This window comes from Rugamonas rubra (assembly GCF_900114705.1).
Lineage (GTDB): Bacteria > Pseudomonadota > Gammaproteobacteria > Burkholderiales > Burkholderiaceae_D > Rugamonas > Rugamonas rubra.
Genome location: NZ_FOTW01000011.1, coordinates 150,598 through 165,560 on the forward strand (window position 1 = coordinate 150,598; position 14,963 = coordinate 165,560).

Genomic DNA, 14,963 nt, shown 5'->3' on the forward strand with positions numbered 1-14,963 from the left:
TCAATCCATCAAGGCTTGGGCTTGTGCCACCTGGCCGCGGTAGGCGTCGAAGATCTTCTTCAGCGCGTCGGCCATGCTGGTGGTCGGCGCCCAGTTCAGCTCTTCGCAGGTGTTGGTGATCTTCGGCACGCGGTTCTGCACGTCCTGGTAGCCGGCGCCGTAGTAGGCGCCCGAGGTGGTTTCGACGATCTTGACCTGCTTGGCGCCGGCGGCGTACTCGGGGTAGTGGTGCGCCAGTTCCAGCATCATGCCGGCCAGTTCGCGGATCGAGTAGTTGTTGACCGGGTTGCCGATGTTGTAGATCTTGCCGGAGGCGGCGCCGTCCTTGTTGGCGATGATCGCCATCAGCGCGTCGATGCCGTCGTCGATGTCGGTGAAGGCGCGCTTCTGGGCGCCGCCGTCGACCAGCGAGATGTTCTCGCCACGGACGATGTGGCCGAAGAACTGGGTCACCACGCGCGAGGAGCCTTCCTTCGGCGTGTGGATCGAATCCAGGCCGGCGCCGATCCAGTTGAACGGACGGAACAGGGTGAAGTTCAGGCCTTCCATGCCGTAGCCCCAGATCACGCGGTCCATCAGCTGTTTGGCGTTGGAGTAGATCCAGCGCGGCTTGTTGATCGGGCCGCAGACCAGTTCGGAGTTCTCCGGGTCGAACTCGGCGTCGTGGCACATGCCGTAGACTTCCGAGGTGGACGGGAACACCAGGTGCTTGCCGTACTTGGCGGCCGAGCGGACGATCGGCAGGTTGGCCTCGAAGTCCAGTTCGAACACGCGCAGCGGCTGCTTGACGTAGGTCGACGGCGTGGCGATGGCCACCAGCGGCAGGATCACGTCGCATTTTTTGACGTGGTACTCGACCCATTCCTTGTTGATGGTGATGTCGCCCTCGAAGAAGTGCATGCGCGACTTGTAGGCCTCGTTCTCCAGCACGTCGGTGATGCGGTCGGTGCTCATGTCCATGCCATACACGTGCCAATCGGTCGTTTCCAGGATGCGTTTCGACAGATGGTGGCCGATGAAGCCGTTGACGCCGAGGATGAGGACTTTTTTCATGGGATATTCTCTGGTTATGTTCATTGTCCGCTGGCGGATGCGGCCAGGCGGGAGTGCAACTGCTGGGCCGAGACGGCGGCGCCGTCGGCCGACAAGGCGGAAATCGTGAGCATGCGGCCATCGCCGCACACGCCAAAGATGCAATTATCCACTACTGCCAAGCCCGGTGGCAAACTTAGCGCGGCAACGTTGCTTATCTGCTCACAGGTGTCCTTGCCCAGGCGGGCCCGCTCGATGACGTAGCGCACGCCGGCCACATCGGTGAAGGCGCCGGGGTAGGGCGGCGCCACGGCGCGGTGCAGATTGTAGACCTGCTGGGCCGGCAGCTGCCAGTCGATGCGGCCGTCCTCGGGGGTGCGGCCGCCGAAGTAGCCGCCCCGCGTCAAGTCGTTGGGCAGGCGCGGCGCCGTGCCGGCCAGCAGCGTGGGCAGCACGCGCCACAGCGCCTGTTCGGCCGCCACGGTGACCTTGCCGAACACCTCGAAGGCGCTGTCGTCGGGCAGGATGGGCACCTCCATCTGCGCCACGATGGCGCCGGCGTCGGGCTTGACGGTCATCTCGTGCAGGGTGGCGCCGGTGACGTCGGCGCCGTGCAGCACCGCCCAGTTGACCGGCGCGCGGCCGCGGAACTCGGGCAGCAGCGAGCCGTGCATATTGTAGGCCGGCGCCACCGCCAGCAGCTCGGCCGGCAGCATGTGGCGGTAGTAGAAGCTGAACATCAGCTCCGGCTGGGCCGCGCGCACCCGCGCCAGCAGCTCGGCCGACTTGGCGTCGGCCGGCGTGGTGTAGGCGATGCCCTCGCTGCGGCACAGCGAGACGACCGACTCGAACCAGATGTTCTCGTTGGCGCTGTCCTCGTGGGTGACCACCAGGGCGACGTCGACGCCGCCGGCCAGCAGCACCTTCAGGCAGCGCACGCCGACGTTGTGGTAGGCGAACACCACGGCGCGCCGGCCGCGCGCCGGGTGGCGCAGCGGAGTGGCGACGGTGATGCCGGCGGCGCTCATCGGCCCACCGTGCGTTTTTCCAGCGCGTCGGCGGCCAGCGGCTCGTGGCCCGGCGTCGGCTGTTGCAGGATGGTTTGCACGACGTAGCGCGGCCGGGCGCGCACCTGCTGGAAGATGCGGCCGATGTACTCGCCCAGGATGCCGATGCCGAACAGGATCACGCCCATCAGGAAGAAGGCGATGGCGAACAGGGTGAACAGGCCCTCGGCCTCGGCGCCGAGGAACAGGCGGCGCACCAGCAGCACGCAGACCAGCACGCCGGAGATGATCGCCAACAGCATGCCCATCATCGAGAACAGTTGCAGCGGCACCAGCGAGAAGCCGGTGACCAGGTCGAAGTTCAGGCGGATCAGGCTGTACAGCGAGTATTTCGACTCGCCGGCCGAGCGCTCCTCGTGCTCGACCATGATCTCGGTCGGCTTGCGGGCGAAGCGGTAGGCCAGCGCCGGCACGAAGGTGTTGACCTCGCCGCACTGGTTGACCAGGTCGATGACGTTGCGGCCGTAGGCGCGCAGCATGTTGCCCTGGTCGGTGATCTTGATGTTGGTGATCTTCTCGCGCAGGTGGTTCATGGCCTTCGAGGCGTAGGTGCGCCAGGCCGAGTCCTGCCGCTTGCGGCGGATCGAGCCGACGTAGTCGTAGCCCTCGCGCATCTTGGCGACCAGGTGGTGGATCTCCTCGGGCGGGTTCTGCAGGTCGGCGTCGAGGGTGACCATGATCTCGCCGCGCGAGGCCTCGAAGCCGGCCAGGATCGCCATGTGCTGGCCGTAGTTGCCGTTGAACAGCACCACGCGGGTGACGTCGGGGCGGGCGCGGAACTGCTCGGCCAGGATGGACACCGAGTTGTCGCGGCTGCCGTCGTTGACGAAGACGATTTCATAGCTGCTGCCGATGGCGTCGAGCGCCGGGTACAGGCGGTCGAACAGGGCCTGCAGGCCGGCCTGCTCGTTGTAGATCGGGATGACGACGGATATTTCTGGTTTCATTGCGGAACTTTACTTGGTCAGGATGGCCTTGACGGCGGCGGCGGCGCGCTCGACGTCGGCGCTGGTCATGGCATAGAACATCGGCAGGGTGACGGTCAGGCGGCCGATCTTCTCGGACACCGGCAACATGCCCTCGGTGAAGCCGCGCTCCTGGTACAGGGTGAACAGGTGGATCGGCGCGTAGTGGAAGCCGGTGCCGACGTTGAACTCGTCGGCCATGCGGCGCATGAAGGCGGCGCGCGTGCCGGGGCCGTGGTCGGGCAGGATGATCTGGAACAGGTGCCAGTTGCTGTTGTCGAAGTCGGCCAGCGGCAGCTGGGCGCCGGTCCGCGCCTCGAACTCGCTGCCGAACTGGGCGAAGTAGTGGCGCGCCAGCGCGCGGCGGTGGGCGGTGACCGCCTCGATGTGGGCGAACTGGCCCAGGCCGATGGCGGCGGTGATGTCGGTCATGTTGTACTTGCCGCCGAGCACGTCGACGTCGATGCCGTCGACGCCGCTGCGCGAGACGCCCTGCAGGCGGTACTTCTCGGCGAGGCGGGCCTCGTCGGCGTTGTTGAGCACCAGGCAGCCGCCCTCGCCGGTGGTCAGGTTCTTGTTGGCCTGGAAGCTGAACGAGACGAAGTCGCCGAAGCTGCCGATGCGCCGGCCGTTCCAGCTCGAGCCGAAGGCCTGGGCGGCGTCCTCGACCACGCGCAGATTGTGCTTCTTGGCGATGGCGTACAGGCGGTCCATGTCGACCGGCAGGCCGGACAGGAAGACCGGGATGATCGCCTTGGTGCGCGGCGTGATGGCGGCCTCGACCTTGTCGAGGTCGATGTTGCGCGTCACCGGGTCGATGTCGGCGAACACCGGGGTGGCGCCGACCTCGATGATGACGTTGGCCGTGGCGACCCAGGAGATCGAGGTGGTGATGACCTCGTCGCCGGGGCCGACGCCGGCGATGCGCAGCGCGATCTCCATGGTGCAGGTGCCGGAGTTGAAGGTGCGCACCGGCCGGCCGCCGAAGTACTCGGACAGCTGGGCCTCGAAGGCCGCCACCTTCGGGCCGCTGGTGAGCCAGCCGGAGCGCAGCACCTCGCCGACGGCGGCGATGGTGGCCTCGTCGATGGTGGGTTTGGAGAAGGGCAGGAAGGGCAGGGCAGCGCTCATACAGTGTTCACTCGCAGGTAAATTCGGGTCGCTCGGCCGCATGGGCCGCCCGGGGCAGCGCATATTTTAAAGCGTTATCGATTTGAGGGGCGGATTTGTTAATCGCTTGTCAGTGAAGATTATCTGAAATGCAATGGCTCAGCTGCGTGCCAGCAGGGCCACGCCGAGCAGGATGATGCCGATGGCCAGCAGGCGCTGCCAGCTCAGGGCCTCGCCGAACAAGTACCAGGCGCCGACGGCGGTGACGACGTAGCCGAGCGAGAGCATCGGGTAGGCGATCGACACGTCGACGCGCGACAGGGCGATGATCCACAGCACGACCGAGGCGACGTAGCAGGCCAGGCCGCCGATGATGGGCAACTGGGTGGCCACCTGCAGGCCGACGCTGAACCAGTTGTCCATGCTCAGGTGGATGGCGCCGACGTTGCGGGTGCCGGCCTTGAGCAGCAGCTGGGCCAGGGCGTTGAGCAGCACGCCGCTGACGATGAAACTGAAGGTTGCGAGGTTCATGAGGTGTGTTTGCTTGAGTGGTGTGAAGTGGCGGCATGGGCGCCGCGAACGGTAGGGCAACCCCGAGGCGCAAACCCGGGGTCAGACCCCGTACGGGGTCTGACCCCCGCTTCACGCCTCGGGGTAAGGTTGGCGCCGCCGGCGCCTTGGCCGGGCCGGACTACCGGTTGGCGACCACCATGCGGCGGCTGTCCTCGGCCACCACGCGCATGGCCACGCCGCGCTGTTTCAGCTCGGCATAGGTGTCGTGCTCCATGATGGCCAGCGCCTTGACGCCGGCGCCGGCGGCCTGGTTCCACTGAGCGACGAAGCCGTCGACGGTGGGAATCGACAGCTCGGGCTGCTGTTTCAGGCCGAAGGTGAACTCGTCCCAGTAGTCGACCAGCACCACGGTGCGGCGCAGGTAGAAGGTGAGCGACTGTTCGTAGGTCGACACCGAGTAGATCTTGGTGTCGGCACTCAGCTCGGCCTGGATGGCCGGCACCAGCGCGGCGCCGGCGCGCATCTTGCCGTAGGGCTCGAAGCCGGCCAGGATGGCCTGGGTGGCCAGGAAGCCGGCCAGCGCCAGGGTCAGCACGGTGGCGTCGCGGCGCAGGTGGCGGGCGTGCATCAGCGCCAGCGCGCCGCCGCCGGCGGCCAGCAGCGCGGCGGCCAGCACCCAGGGCTGGTAGGCCTCGAGCAGCGCCGTCTCGGACGGGTGGCGCACCTGCATGCCGGCGATGCCGGGCACGAAGGCCAGGCCGACCAGGCCGACGGCGACCAGCAGGCCGGCGGCCAGCATGCGTTGGCGGCGCGAGGCGTTCTCCAGGTAGACGGCGACCAGCAGGGCCAGCGCCGGGAAGATCGGCAGGATGTAGCCTGGCAGCTTGGAGCTGGAGTAGCTGAAGAAGAAGAAGATGAACACCGCCCACACCAGCAGCATCAGCTTGGGCTGGAAGGTGCTGCGCTCGCGGCGCAGCGCGGCGAACAGGCTCTGCGGCAGCACGCCCAGCCACGGCAGGATGCCGGGGATCAGCATGACGAAGAAGTAGTACCAGGCGCCCTCGCGGTGGTGGGTCTTGAGCAGGAAGCGCTCGAAGTGCTCGTGGATGAAGAAGAAGTGCGGCTGCTCCGGGTTCTTCAGCGCCACCAGCACGAACCACGGCGTGGCGATGGCGAAGAACAGCAGCAGGCCCTTGACCAGGTGCAGCCGGGCCCAGATGGCCCAGTCGCGCGCCGCCAGGGTGTAGAGCACCAGCACGGCGCCCGGCAGCACCAGGCCGATCAGGCCCTTGGCCAGCACCGCCAGCGCCATGCCGGCCCAGCACACCAGCATCCAGTTGCGCCGCTCGGCCGCGCCGGCGTCGTCGCGCTGGGCCAGCAGCAGGGCGCACAGGGCGATGGTGGTCATGCCGGACAGGCCCATGTCGAGCGAGTCGATCTGGCCGCAGGCGACCCAGAACAGGCTCGAGCCGAGCGCCAGCGCGGCGTAGAAGCCGGCGCGCGGGCCGAACACCTTGTGCCCGGCGTAGCCGGTGAGCAGCACGCCGCCCAGGCCGCACAGGCCGGTCCACAGGCGCGCCTGCCAGTCGCCCAGGCCGAAGGCGGCGAACGACAGCGCGTTCATCCACGCTTGCAGCGGCGGCTTCTCGAAGTATTTGATGCCGTTCAGGCGGGTGGTGACCCAGTCGCCGGTGGCGAGCATTTCGCGCGCCATCTCGGCGTAGCGGCCCTCGTCGGGCGGCACCAGGGTGCGCACGCCGAGCACGTAGAGCCAGACGATGACGAAGGCCGCCAGCAGCGACCAGACCAGTTTGCGGGAGTTGTACAGGTCGTTCATCCGGCGGACTGCTCCGCAGGGTCGATGATCAGCGCCAAGGTGACCTTGCGGCCCTCGCCCATCAGGATGTTGTAGGTGCGGCAGGCGGCCTGGCTGTCCATGCACTCGACGCCGATGCGGCGCATGGTCAGCGCGGCGGTCAGCCTGGGGTGGATGAAGCGCTGGCGCGCGCCGGTGCCGAGGATCACCACGTCCGGCGCGTCGGCCAGGATGGCGGCGAAATGCTGCTCGGTGAGCGCCTCGAAGGTGGCCGCGTGCCAGGCGCGCGGCGGGCTTTCCGGCATTACCACCAGGCTGTAGTCGTAGCGCTGGGCGTTGATCTCGACCCCGCTTTGATCGTAGCCGGTGACGGTCTGGTATTGTCTGGTGGAGCTGGCGTGGAGCTTCATGTGTCGTGTTTGTAATGTTGTTGCGCGATGGTGTCGTGATCGCTTACGGCGCCCCCGGCGTGGCCGGGGCGGCAAAAAGAAGCGCCATTGTAGCGTTTTTCCCGTTCGCGCCGCCCGCAAAGGTTGATTAAATGGGATGCTTTCGGCAGAATGGGTCTTTTCGCATTGCAGCATTGGCCACCGTCCGTCGCCGCTCCGGCGCGGCGCGACGCGGCGCGGCCACGCGTTTGCTTCACCACGACAGGGATTTATTTTGCGACCGATTCAGAAATCGAACAAATTGGCGGATGTCTGCTACGACATCCGGGGTCCGGTGTTGGAGAAATCCAAGCAGATGGAGGACGAGGGCCACAAGATCACGAAGTTGAACATCGGCAACTTGGCCGTGTTCGGCTTCGACCCGCCGGACGAGATCGTGCAGGACATGATCCTGAATTTGCACAACTCGGCCGGCTACACCGACTCGAAGGGCCTGTTCGCGCCGCGCAAGGCGGTGATGCACTACACCCAGAGCAAGAACGTGGCCGGCGTCGGCATCGACGACATCTACCTGGGCAACGGCGCCTCCGAGCTGATCGTGATGGCCATGAACGCGCTGCTCAACACCGGCGACGAGGTCTTGGTGCCGGCGCCCGACTACCCGCTGTGGACCGCCGCCGTCAGCCTGTCGGGCGGCACGCCCAAGCACTACATCTGCGACGAGCAGTCCGACTGGTATCCGGATATCGAGGACATCCGCAGCAAGATCACCGCGAACACCAAGGCCATCGTGGTGATCAACCCGAACAACCCGACCGGCGCGCTGTACCCGGTCGAGGTGCTGCAGCAGATCATCGAGGTGGCGCGCCAGCACCAGCTGATCATCTTCGCCGACGAGATCTACGACAAGGTCTTGTACGACGAGGCGCAGCACACCTCGATCGCCTCGCTGGCCGACGACGTGCTGTGCATCACCATGAACGGCCTGTCGAAGAACTACCGCTCCTGCGGCTACCGCTCCGGCTGGATGGTCGTCTCGGGCGAGAAGAAACACGCGAAAGACTACATCGAGGGCCTCAACATGCTCGCCTCGATGCGTCTATGCGCCAACGTGCCGGGCCAGTTTGCCATCCAGACTGCGCTCGGCGGCTACCAAAGCATACAAGACTTGGTCAAGCCGGGCGGGCGCCTACTCAAGCAACGCGACCTGGCGCACAAGTTGTTGACCGACATCCCCGGCATCACCTGTGTCAAGCCGAAGGCCGCGCTGTACATGTTCCCGCGCCTCGATCCGAAGATCTACCCGATCGTCGATGACCAGCAGTTCGCCTACGAGCTGCTGGAAGAAGCAAAAGTCCTGATCGTCCAGGGCACCGGATTCAACTGGATCGCGCCGGACCACTTCCGCGTCGTCTTCCTGCCGAACTCGGACGACATGACAGAAGCCTTCGGGCGGATTGCCCGCTTCCTCGAAGGCTATCGCAAGCGCCATAGCCTGGGATATTAGGAGGCTGCCTCACCCCCGATCAACCGGGCGGACGGCGCGCGCACGAGGCGCGCCATCCGCCGAGTCACGACAAATGAAACGATATTTATGAATCCCATCAAAGTAGGCTTGCTCGGCGTCGGCAACGTCGGTTCCGGAACGTTCAACGTGTTGCAACGCAACCAGGAAGAGATCCGCCGCCGCGCCGGCCGCGGCATCGAGATCACCATGGTATCGGCGCGCAACACCGAGCGCGCCCGCGCCCGCACCGGCGGCAGCGTGCAGGTGGTGGCCGACCCCTTCGAGGTGGTCAACAACCCCGACATCGACATCGTCGTCGAGCTGATCGGCGGCTACGACCTGGCCAAGCAGCTGGTGCTGCAGGCCATCGCCAACGGCAAGCACGTGGTCACCGCCAACAAGGCGCTGCTGGCCGTGCACGGCAACGAGATCTTCGCCGCCGCCCAGGAGAAGGGCGTGATGGTGGCCTTCGAGGCGGCCGTCGCCGGCGGCATCCCGATCATCAAGGCGCTGCGCGAGGGCCTGACGGCCAACCGTATCGAGTGGTTGGCCGGCATCATCAACGGCACCACCAACTTCATCCTGTCCGAGATGCGCGACAAGGGCCTGGACTTCGGCACCGCCCTCAAGCAGGCGCAGGAGCTGGGCTACGCCGAAGCCGACCCGACCTTCGACATCGAGGGCGTCGACGCCGCGCACAAGGTGACCATCATGTCGGCCATCGCCTTCGGCATCCCGGTGCAGTTCGACAAGGCCTACGTCGAGGGCATCTCCAAGCTCGACGCCATCGACATCCGCTACGCCGAGCAGCTGGGCTACCGCATCAAGCTGCTGGGCATCGCCAAGCGCGCCGTGGTCAACGGCACCGAGGGCATCGAGCTGCGCGTGCACCCGACCTTGATCCCGAGCAAGCGCCTGATCGCCAACGTCGAGGGCGCGATGAACGCCGTGCTGGTGCAGGGCGACGCGATCGGCGCCACCATGTACTACGGCAAGGGCGCCGGCGCCGAGCCGACCGCCTCGGCGGTGATCGCCGACCTGGTCGACATCACCCGCCTGGCCACGGCCGACCCGGAGCACCGCGTGCCGCACCTGGCCTTCCAGCCCAACGAGATGACCGACATCGAGATTTTGCCGATGTCCGAGGTGACCACCAGCTACTACCTGCGCATGCACGTGGCCGACCGTCCCGGCGTGCTGGCCGACCTGACCCGCATCCTGGCCGACGCCACCATCTCGATCGACGCCATGCTGCAAAAGGAGCCGGCCGAGAACGAGAGCCACACCGACATCATCATGCTGACCCACCAGACGCAGGAGAAGAACGTCGAGGCGGCGATCCTGAAGATGGAGGCTTTGCCTAGCGTGGTCGGCAGCGTGACCAAGATCCGGTTGGAAAACCTGAGCTGATTGGCTGGGGGTGTTTTCGCAGTAACAAAAAACCGGCCGAGGCCGGTTTTTTTATGCGAGGAGAATCAGCTCCGCAATCTATTAGTAGTGATGGCGACACGAAATGACGATGAGCTCATCATCATGCACTTCGTAGACGAGTCGGTTGGTCTCGTCAATTCTCCTCGACCAGCAGCCACTGAGGCTGTGTTTCAATGCTTCAGGTTTGCCAATGCCGACAAAAGGATCTTTCTGGGTGGCCTGGATCAGATCGTTAATGCGTTTGAGCGTTTTCTTATCTTGAGTTTGCCAGTAGATGTAGCTTTCCCAAGCCTCATCCGTGAACTTCAGGCTGCGCATGTCGCGGTTCCTCCTGGTCGGAAATGCTGATCAATTCCCGCTGCGTCGCTTGGCCCGAGCGCGCCTGCGCGATGGATTTGGCAAGGTGGGCCGCATTGGCTGGCGAGCTCAGCAGGTGCACAGTTTCCATGAGGCTGCTGTAAAAATCGAAGGACATGACTACGGCATCCGGCGCGTCTCTACGCGAGATAACGGTGACGTCGGCATCCTCAACCACTTGGTCGATAACAGCGCGTAGGCTGTTGCGAGCGTCAGAAAAATTGATGATTCTCATTTGTCACTCCTGGCTTGAATGCTTTTTCATACGTCGTCAGTGTCAGTAGTAGTCGACAGTAGCAACATCATATCGCGAATGGCCATACTTGTACTGTAGATGGTACAAGTGGAAGTGTAGCGTAGTTTTCGCAGATAGCAAGCTTGCCGGCGTCTCAGAGAACTTCCCCCCCCCAAAAAAAACGGGCCTCAATGCTGAGGCCCGGAAAGAGTCTTACATGGTGCGACTACCCGGCGCAGCCGGGCATGGGGGAATTACTTCGCGACGGTCAGCTCGCTTTTGACTTCCTTGACGCCGGGAACCGCCGAGGCGACCTGGATGACCTTGGTGCCGACTTCGGTGTTGGCCACCGAGCCGCTCAGTACGACCACGCCTTCCTTGGTGCTGACGCCGATTTTTTCGCCCAGCGCGGACTTGATCTGCGCGGTGATGGCGGCATCGGTGGTATCGCTGCTTGCCTTGGTGGCGCCGGCCATGGCGGCTTCGGCTTGCGGCACGGCGAAGGCCGGTGCGGCGGCCAGGGCGGCGGTGGACAGGGCGGCGGTGGCCAGCAGACGGGCGATCAGTTTCGAGTTCATCATGATGTGTTTCCTTTTGCTAGTTTAGGGTGGCAACGCTTTGGCGTTATCCAGTACACTGCAAGCGCCGTGCCAGGTATAGAAACATCAATAATATCAAACACTTATCGGCGCCGGCCGGGTGCCGGCCGGGCCGGCGGCGGCGACAACCCTCCGCCGCCCCCGGTTTCTGTCGTGTGGCGGCGACAGATAAACCGCTTGAGTATTCAAGTGCTTGATTTCACAGGGATTCATCCTGTCGCTCGGAGACGACAGCGGGGTCGGCGCGGAACAGGCTAGCGTCCAGTTCGTGCTTCTGCAGCAGGCGGTAGAACTCGGTGCGGTTGCGTTCGGCCAGGCGGGCGGCGTCGGCGACATTGCCGTCGGTCAGCTTGAGCAGCTGCACCAGGTAGTGCCGTTCGAAGCGCTGCTTGGCCTCGGTGTAGCTGAGCACCTCCAGCGAGGGCACGCGCAGCGCCCGCTGCACCAGCGACAGCGGCACCAGCGGCGCGGTGGCCAGCGCGCAGACGTGCTCGACGACGTTGTACAACTGCCGCACGTTGCCCGGCCAGGCCGCCGTGGTCAGCGCCTCCAGCGCGCCGGGGGCGAAGCCGTTGACGCGCTTGCCGTATTTGGCCGCCAGCGTCTGTAGGAAGCGGCTGGCGAGCAGGGCGATGTCCTCGCGCCGCTCGGCCAGCGGCGGCAGGGTCAGGGTGATGACGTTGAGGCGGTAGTACAAGTCCTCGCGGAACTGGCCGTCGAGCATGGCCGCCTCCAGGTCGCGGTGGGTGGCCGAGAGGATGCGCACGTCGATGCTGCGGCCGCTGTCGGCGCCGAGCTGGCGCACCACGCGCTCCTGCAGCACGCGCAGCAGCTTGACCTGCAGCAGCAGCGGCATGTCGCCGATCTCGTCGAGGAACAGGGTGCCGCCGTCGGCCGCTTGCAGCAGGCCCTCGCGCGCCGTGGCGGCGCCCGTGTAGGCGCCCTTGACGTGGCCGAACAGCTCGGACTCGAGCAGCGCCTCGGGGATGGCGCCGCAGTTGACGGCGATGAAGGGCGCCTTGGCGCGCCGGCTGGCGCGGTGGATGGCGTTGGCCAGCAGCTCCTTGCCGCTGCCGCTCTCGCCACGGATCAGCACGCTGGCGTCCGACACGGCGACCAGCTTGGCCTCGGCCAGCAGCTCGGCCATGCACTGGCTGCGGCTGATCAGGCCGGCGCGCCACTGCTCGTCGCCGGCCTCCTGGCCGGGCGTGGGCGCCGACAGGCTGAGCGCCTGGGCGATGCGTTCGAGCAGCACCTTGGCGTCGAAGGGCTTGGTCAGGTAGGCGTAGGCGCCGAGCGAGGTGGCCTCGACGGCGTCGGGGATGGTGCCGTGCGCCGTCAGCAAAATCACCGGCAGGGCCGGGTACTGGGCGCGGATGGCTTGGAACAGCGCCAGGCCGTCGCGGTCGGGCAGGCGGATGTCGCTGATGACCAACTGCGGCAGCTCGACCGCCAGGCGGGCCAGCGCCGCCTCGGCGCTGCCGGCGGCGGAGACGCGGTAGCCGCTGGCGCCCAGGCGCATGGTGAGCAGGCGCAGTAGGTCGGCGTCGTCGTCGACTAGCAGCAGGTGGGCGCGCGGCGCCGGCGCCGGCGCGGACGGGGCGGCGGACGCGTTGATGGGCGCGGCGCTCATTTGCTGCCCGCCGCCGCGCTGGCCGCCGGCCGGGTCGGCAGGCTGCGCTCGATCGCCTTCAGGCCCTCCAGCATGTCGCTGAGCTGCTCGTTGCGGCGCTGGCTGTCCTTCAATTGCAGGGCCAGCTTGTCGGCGTGCTCGGCCAGCCGGCGCGCCTCGGCGCAGTTGCTGGCCAGCAGTTGGCTGAGCGGCTTGAGCGGCTCGGCCTCCGGCTCGGCCGAGGCGGCCACGCTGTCGAGCAGCAACTGGGCGCGCGGCAGGTCGCCGTTGCCGCGCGTGAGCATCAGGATCATCGCCGTCTGCAGCGACAGCTTGGGCGACTTGGCCAGCGCGTTGAAGCCGCTGAGCTCCTTGAGCAGCTCGCCCTGGCTCATGCGGCGCAGCGCCTGGTGGTAGTTGAGCAGCGGCGCCACCGGATCGGGCGGCGGCGGCGGCGCCAGCAGCACCGGCGCCACCACGATGCGGGTGGGCGGCGGGGTGGCCGGCGCGGCCGGGCGCAGGGCGCAGCCGGCCAGCGCGGCGGCGAGCAGGGCCAGCGCCAGTTGGGCGCCGAGGCGGCCGGCGGCCGGCGGTGGAGTGGGGGCAGGCGCTGGGCGCCGGTTGGTGGGTGTCATAGGGAGTTGCAGCTAGGTTGAAAAAACCACAGGCGAAAATCTAGGGTCAGACCCTAGGGTCTGACCCTGGCTTGGTGCCGTTGGGTGGTGTGTGGCCGCCGGCGTGCCGGGGTCGTACGGCAGTTCGATGCGGAAATGGGCGCCGCGCGCCGACGGCAGCAGTTGCAGTTGGCCGCCGTGGGCGGCGATGTACTCGTGCACGATGGACAGGCCGATGCCGTTGCCCCGGCGCGCGCCGGGCGGCTGGCGCTGGCCCTGGTAAAACGGTTCGACGATGCGCGCGGCGTCGTCCGGCGCCACGCCCGGCCCCTGGTCGAGGCAGTCGACGCGCAGGCGGCCGTCGACCCGCGCCAGTTCGAAGCGCACGCTGCCGCCGGGCGGGCTGAAGCGCACCGCGTTCGACAGCAGGTTGCCCAGCGCCACGCCGAGCTGGTCGGCGTCGAGCGCCAGCGGCGGCGCGCTGCCGGCCGCCGTCACCGTCAGGCCGGCGGCCATCCACTGCAGGCGCTGGCCGGCGATCACCTGTTCCAGCAGCGGCGCCAGGTCGGTGCTGGCGCGCCGTGGATGCTGGGCCTGGAAGGCGGCGGCGTTGTAGCGCAGCAGGTCCTCGATCTGGTTTTGCAGCGAGGCGGTGTTCTGCCGCAGGATGGCGGCAATCTCCGCCTGCTGCGCCGAGAGCGGCCCGGCGACGCCGTCCTCGAGCAGGGCGACGCCCTCGCGCAGCGCCGCCAGCGGCGTCTTCAGCTCGTGCGAGATGTGGCGCAGGAAGCGCGCCTTGTCCTGCTCCAGCGCGGCCAGGCGCTGGCGCAGCCAGTCGAGCTGGCGGCCGACGCGGCGCAGGTCGCCCGGGCCGCGCACGTCGATGGCGGCGTCGTAGGCGCCGCCGCCGAGCCGGTCGATGGCCGTCTCGATCTGCGCCAGCGGGCGCGACAACCAGGCGCCGAAGCCGAACGCCAGCGCGGCGGCCAGCGCGATCGAGGCCAGCACCTGGCCGGTGAGCACGCCACGGCGCTGCTCCAGCTCGGCCAGCAGGGCGGCGTTGCGCCGCTCGACCTCGCGCTTGACCTCGTCCTCGAGGCGGGCGTGGATGGCCGCCAGCGGCGCCAGCGCGCGGCCCAGCGCCTGCTGGCGCGCGCCGCGCGGGCCGGCGCCGCGCAGCACCTCCCAGGCCGCCGCCGTGTGGCGGCGCCAGTCGGCGAACAGCGCCGGCGGCGCCTGCGGCAGGCCGGCGGCCACCGCGTCGAGGGCGGCGCCGGCCTCGCGCCAGGCGTCGGCGTAGCGGCTGCGGAAGGCCGGGTCGTTGAGCACCAGGTATTGGCGCGCGCTGCGCTCCATCGCCAGGCCGCGCTCGGCCAGGCGCTGCGCCTGCTCGCTCAGGGCGATGGCGTGGCGCGCGCCGTCGCGGCTGTGCGCGGCCAGCCGGTCCAGCGTCCACAGCGCGTGCAGCGAGGCGGCGCTGAGCAGCAGCGCGATCAGCAGGAACACGCCCAGCAGCAACTGGCGAAACGATAGTCTCGAAGGCATCATCATGGCAAATAGGGGAGGGGGCGCCGTGCGCGCTGGTCCCGCGATGATAGGGGAAAAGCGGGCGGGGCCGCGCCCGATTGGCCGGCGCCGCCGCTGCGGCAAGCGGGCTTCGCCGTGGTCGCCCCGGAGGTGCGCAAGCCGGCGCAGCGCTCGGCCGGCGCCGTCCCG

General features: G+C 67.3%; 15 protein-coding genes. 2 read left to right on the top strand and 13 right to left on the bottom strand.

What is annotated here, in order from left to right; all coding sequences use genetic code 11:
- The 7 genes from BM252_RS12695 to BM252_RS12725 form a co-directional block, all read right to left on the bottom strand.
- Positions 1-1,053: a bifunctional UDP-4-keto-pentose/UDP-xylose synthase gene (locus BM252_RS12695; RefSeq protein ID WP_093387906.1), complete on the bottom strand. Its 1,053-nt coding sequence runs from the start codon at positions 1,051-1,053 to the stop codon at positions 1-3.
- A gap of 20 nt (positions 1,054-1,073) precedes the next feature.
- A complete protein-coding gene (locus tag BM252_RS12700; protein WP_093387908.1) occupies positions 1,074-2,060 on the bottom strand; it encodes a formyltransferase in 987 nt (328 codons plus the stop codon).
- Positions 2,057-3,046 carry a glycosyltransferase gene (locus BM252_RS12705; RefSeq protein WP_093387909.1) on the bottom strand — a complete coding sequence of 330 codons (990 nt, stop codon included), beginning with the start codon at positions 3,044-3,046 and terminating at the stop codon, positions 2,057-2,059. The genes BM252_RS12700 and BM252_RS12705 overlap by 4 nt, the downstream gene beginning before the upstream one ends.
- A gap of 9 nt (positions 3,047-3,055) precedes the next feature.
- A complete protein-coding gene (locus BM252_RS12710; RefSeq protein WP_093387911.1) occupies positions 3,056-4,195 on the bottom strand; it encodes a DegT/DnrJ/EryC1/StrS family aminotransferase in 1,140 nt (379 codons plus the stop codon).
- 138 nt (positions 4,196-4,333) lie between these two features.
- A complete protein-coding gene (locus BM252_RS12715; RefSeq protein ID WP_093387912.1) occupies positions 4,334-4,705 on the bottom strand; it encodes an SMR family transporter in 372 nt (123 codons plus the stop codon).
- Positions 4,706-4,865: 160 nt separating this feature from the next.
- Positions 4,866-6,524, bottom strand: a complete 1,659-nt coding sequence (locus BM252_RS12720) for a glycosyltransferase family 39 protein (RefSeq protein ID WP_093387914.1) — start codon at positions 6,522-6,524, stop codon at positions 4,866-4,868.
- Positions 6,521-6,913, bottom strand: coding sequence for an Mth938-like domain-containing protein (locus BM252_RS12725; protein ID WP_093387915.1), 393 nt, complete (start codon positions 6,911-6,913; stop codon positions 6,521-6,523). Before BM252_RS12725 ends, BM252_RS12720 begins: the two co-directional genes overlap by 4 nt.
- A 253-nt stretch (positions 6,914-7,166) precedes the next feature.
- Here BM252_RS12725 and BM252_RS12730 point away from each other — a divergent pair, with 253 nt between their 5' ends.
- Both BM252_RS12730 and BM252_RS12735 read left to right on the top strand, forming a co-directional pair.
- Complete coding sequence (locus BM252_RS12730; RefSeq protein ID WP_093387917.1) at positions 7,167-8,399, top strand: pyridoxal phosphate-dependent aminotransferase; 1,233 nt, start codon at positions 7,167-7,169, stop codon at positions 8,397-8,399.
- An 87-nt stretch (positions 8,400-8,486) separates the two neighbouring features.
- The gene (locus BM252_RS12735) at positions 8,487-9,809 is read left to right on the top strand and encodes a homoserine dehydrogenase (protein ID WP_093387918.1); all 1,323 of its coding nucleotides are present in this window, start codon (positions 8,487-8,489) and stop codon (positions 9,807-9,809) included.
- A gap of 81 nt (positions 9,810-9,890) precedes the next feature.
- Here BM252_RS12735 and BM252_RS12740 read toward each other — a convergent pair whose 3' ends face one another.
- The 6 genes from BM252_RS12740 to BM252_RS12765 form a co-directional block, all read right to left on the bottom strand.
- Positions 9,891-10,148 (bottom strand): Txe/YoeB family addiction module toxin, encoded by a 258-nt coding sequence (locus BM252_RS12740; protein ID WP_093387920.1) that lies wholly within the window; start codon positions 10,146-10,148, stop codon positions 9,891-9,893.
- A complete protein-coding gene (locus BM252_RS12745) occupies positions 10,123-10,422 on the bottom strand; it encodes a type II toxin-antitoxin system Phd/YefM family antitoxin (protein ID WP_093387921.1) in 300 nt (99 codons plus the stop codon). Before BM252_RS12745 ends, BM252_RS12740 begins: the two co-directional genes overlap by 26 nt.
- Before the next feature lie 254 nt (positions 10,423-10,676).
- Complete coding sequence (locus BM252_RS12750; protein WP_093387923.1) at positions 10,677-11,003, bottom strand: BON domain-containing protein; 327 nt, start codon at positions 11,001-11,003, stop codon at positions 10,677-10,679.
- Between the two features lie 217 nt (positions 11,004-11,220).
- Positions 11,221-12,654, bottom strand: coding sequence for a sigma 54-interacting transcriptional regulator (locus BM252_RS12755; protein ID WP_093387924.1), 1,434 nt, complete (start codon positions 12,652-12,654; stop codon positions 11,221-11,223).
- Positions 12,651-13,268: a hypothetical protein gene (locus BM252_RS12760; RefSeq protein WP_245774231.1), complete on the bottom strand. Its 618-nt coding sequence runs from the start codon at positions 13,266-13,268 to the stop codon at positions 12,651-12,653. The genes BM252_RS12755 and BM252_RS12760 overlap by 4 nt, the downstream gene beginning before the upstream one ends.
- 12 nt (positions 13,269-13,280) lie before the next feature.
- Positions 13,281-14,792: a sensor histidine kinase gene (locus BM252_RS12765; protein WP_093388108.1), complete on the bottom strand. Its 1,512-nt coding sequence runs from the start codon at positions 14,790-14,792 to the stop codon at positions 13,281-13,283.
- Positions 14,793-14,963 lie beyond the last annotated feature (171 nt).

Bases quoted from the DNA above. Each gene is read 5' to 3' on its own strand.
- BM252_RS12745 (WP_093387921.1), bottom strand. From the start codon at position 10,422: ATGAGAATCATCAATTTTTCTGACGCTCGCAACAGCCTACGCGCTGTT.
- BM252_RS12735 (WP_093387918.1), top strand. From the start codon at position 8,487: ATGAATCCCATCAAAGTAGGCTTGCTCGGCGTCGGCAACGTCGGTTCC.
- BM252_RS12740 (WP_093387920.1), bottom strand. From the start codon at position 10,148: ATGCGCAGCCTGAAGTTCACGGATGAGGCTTGGGAAAGCTACATCTAC.
- BM252_RS12715 (WP_093387912.1), bottom strand. From the start codon at position 4,705: ATGAACCTCGCAACCTTCAGTTTCATCGTCAGCGGCGTGCTGCTCAAC.
- BM252_RS12725 (WP_093387915.1), bottom strand. From the start codon at position 6,913: ATGAAGCTCCACGCCAGCTCCACCAGACAATACCAGACCGTCACCGGC.
- BM252_RS12720 (WP_093387914.1), bottom strand. From the start codon at position 6,524: ATGAACGACCTGTACAACTCCCGCAAACTGGTCTGGTCGCTGCTGGCG.
- BM252_RS12755 (WP_093387924.1), bottom strand. From the start codon at position 12,654: ATGAGCGCCGCGCCCATCAACGCGTCCGCCGCCCCGTCCGCGCCGGCG.
- BM252_RS12695 (WP_093387906.1), bottom strand. From the start codon at position 1,053: ATGAAAAAAGTCCTCATCCTCGGCGTCAACGGCTTCATCGGCCACCAT.
- BM252_RS12750 (WP_093387923.1), bottom strand. From the start codon at position 11,003: ATGATGAACTCGAAACTGATCGCCCGTCTGCTGGCCACCGCCGCCCTG.
- BM252_RS12710 (WP_093387911.1), bottom strand. From the start codon at position 4,195: ATGAGCGCTGCCCTGCCCTTCCTGCCCTTCTCCAAACCCACCATCGAC.
- BM252_RS12760 (WP_245774231.1), bottom strand. From the start codon at position 13,268: ATGACACCCACCAACCGGCGCCCAGCGCCTGCCCCCACTCCACCGCCG.
- BM252_RS12705 (WP_093387909.1), bottom strand. From the start codon at position 3,046: ATGAAACCAGAAATATCCGTCGTCATCCCGATCTACAACGAGCAGGCC.
- BM252_RS12700 (WP_093387908.1), bottom strand. From the start codon at position 2,060: ATGAGCGCCGCCGGCATCACCGTCGCCACTCCGCTGCGCCACCCGGCG.
- BM252_RS12765 (WP_093388108.1), bottom strand. From the start codon at position 14,792: ATGCCTTCGAGACTATCGTTTCGCCAGTTGCTGCTGGGCGTGTTCCTG.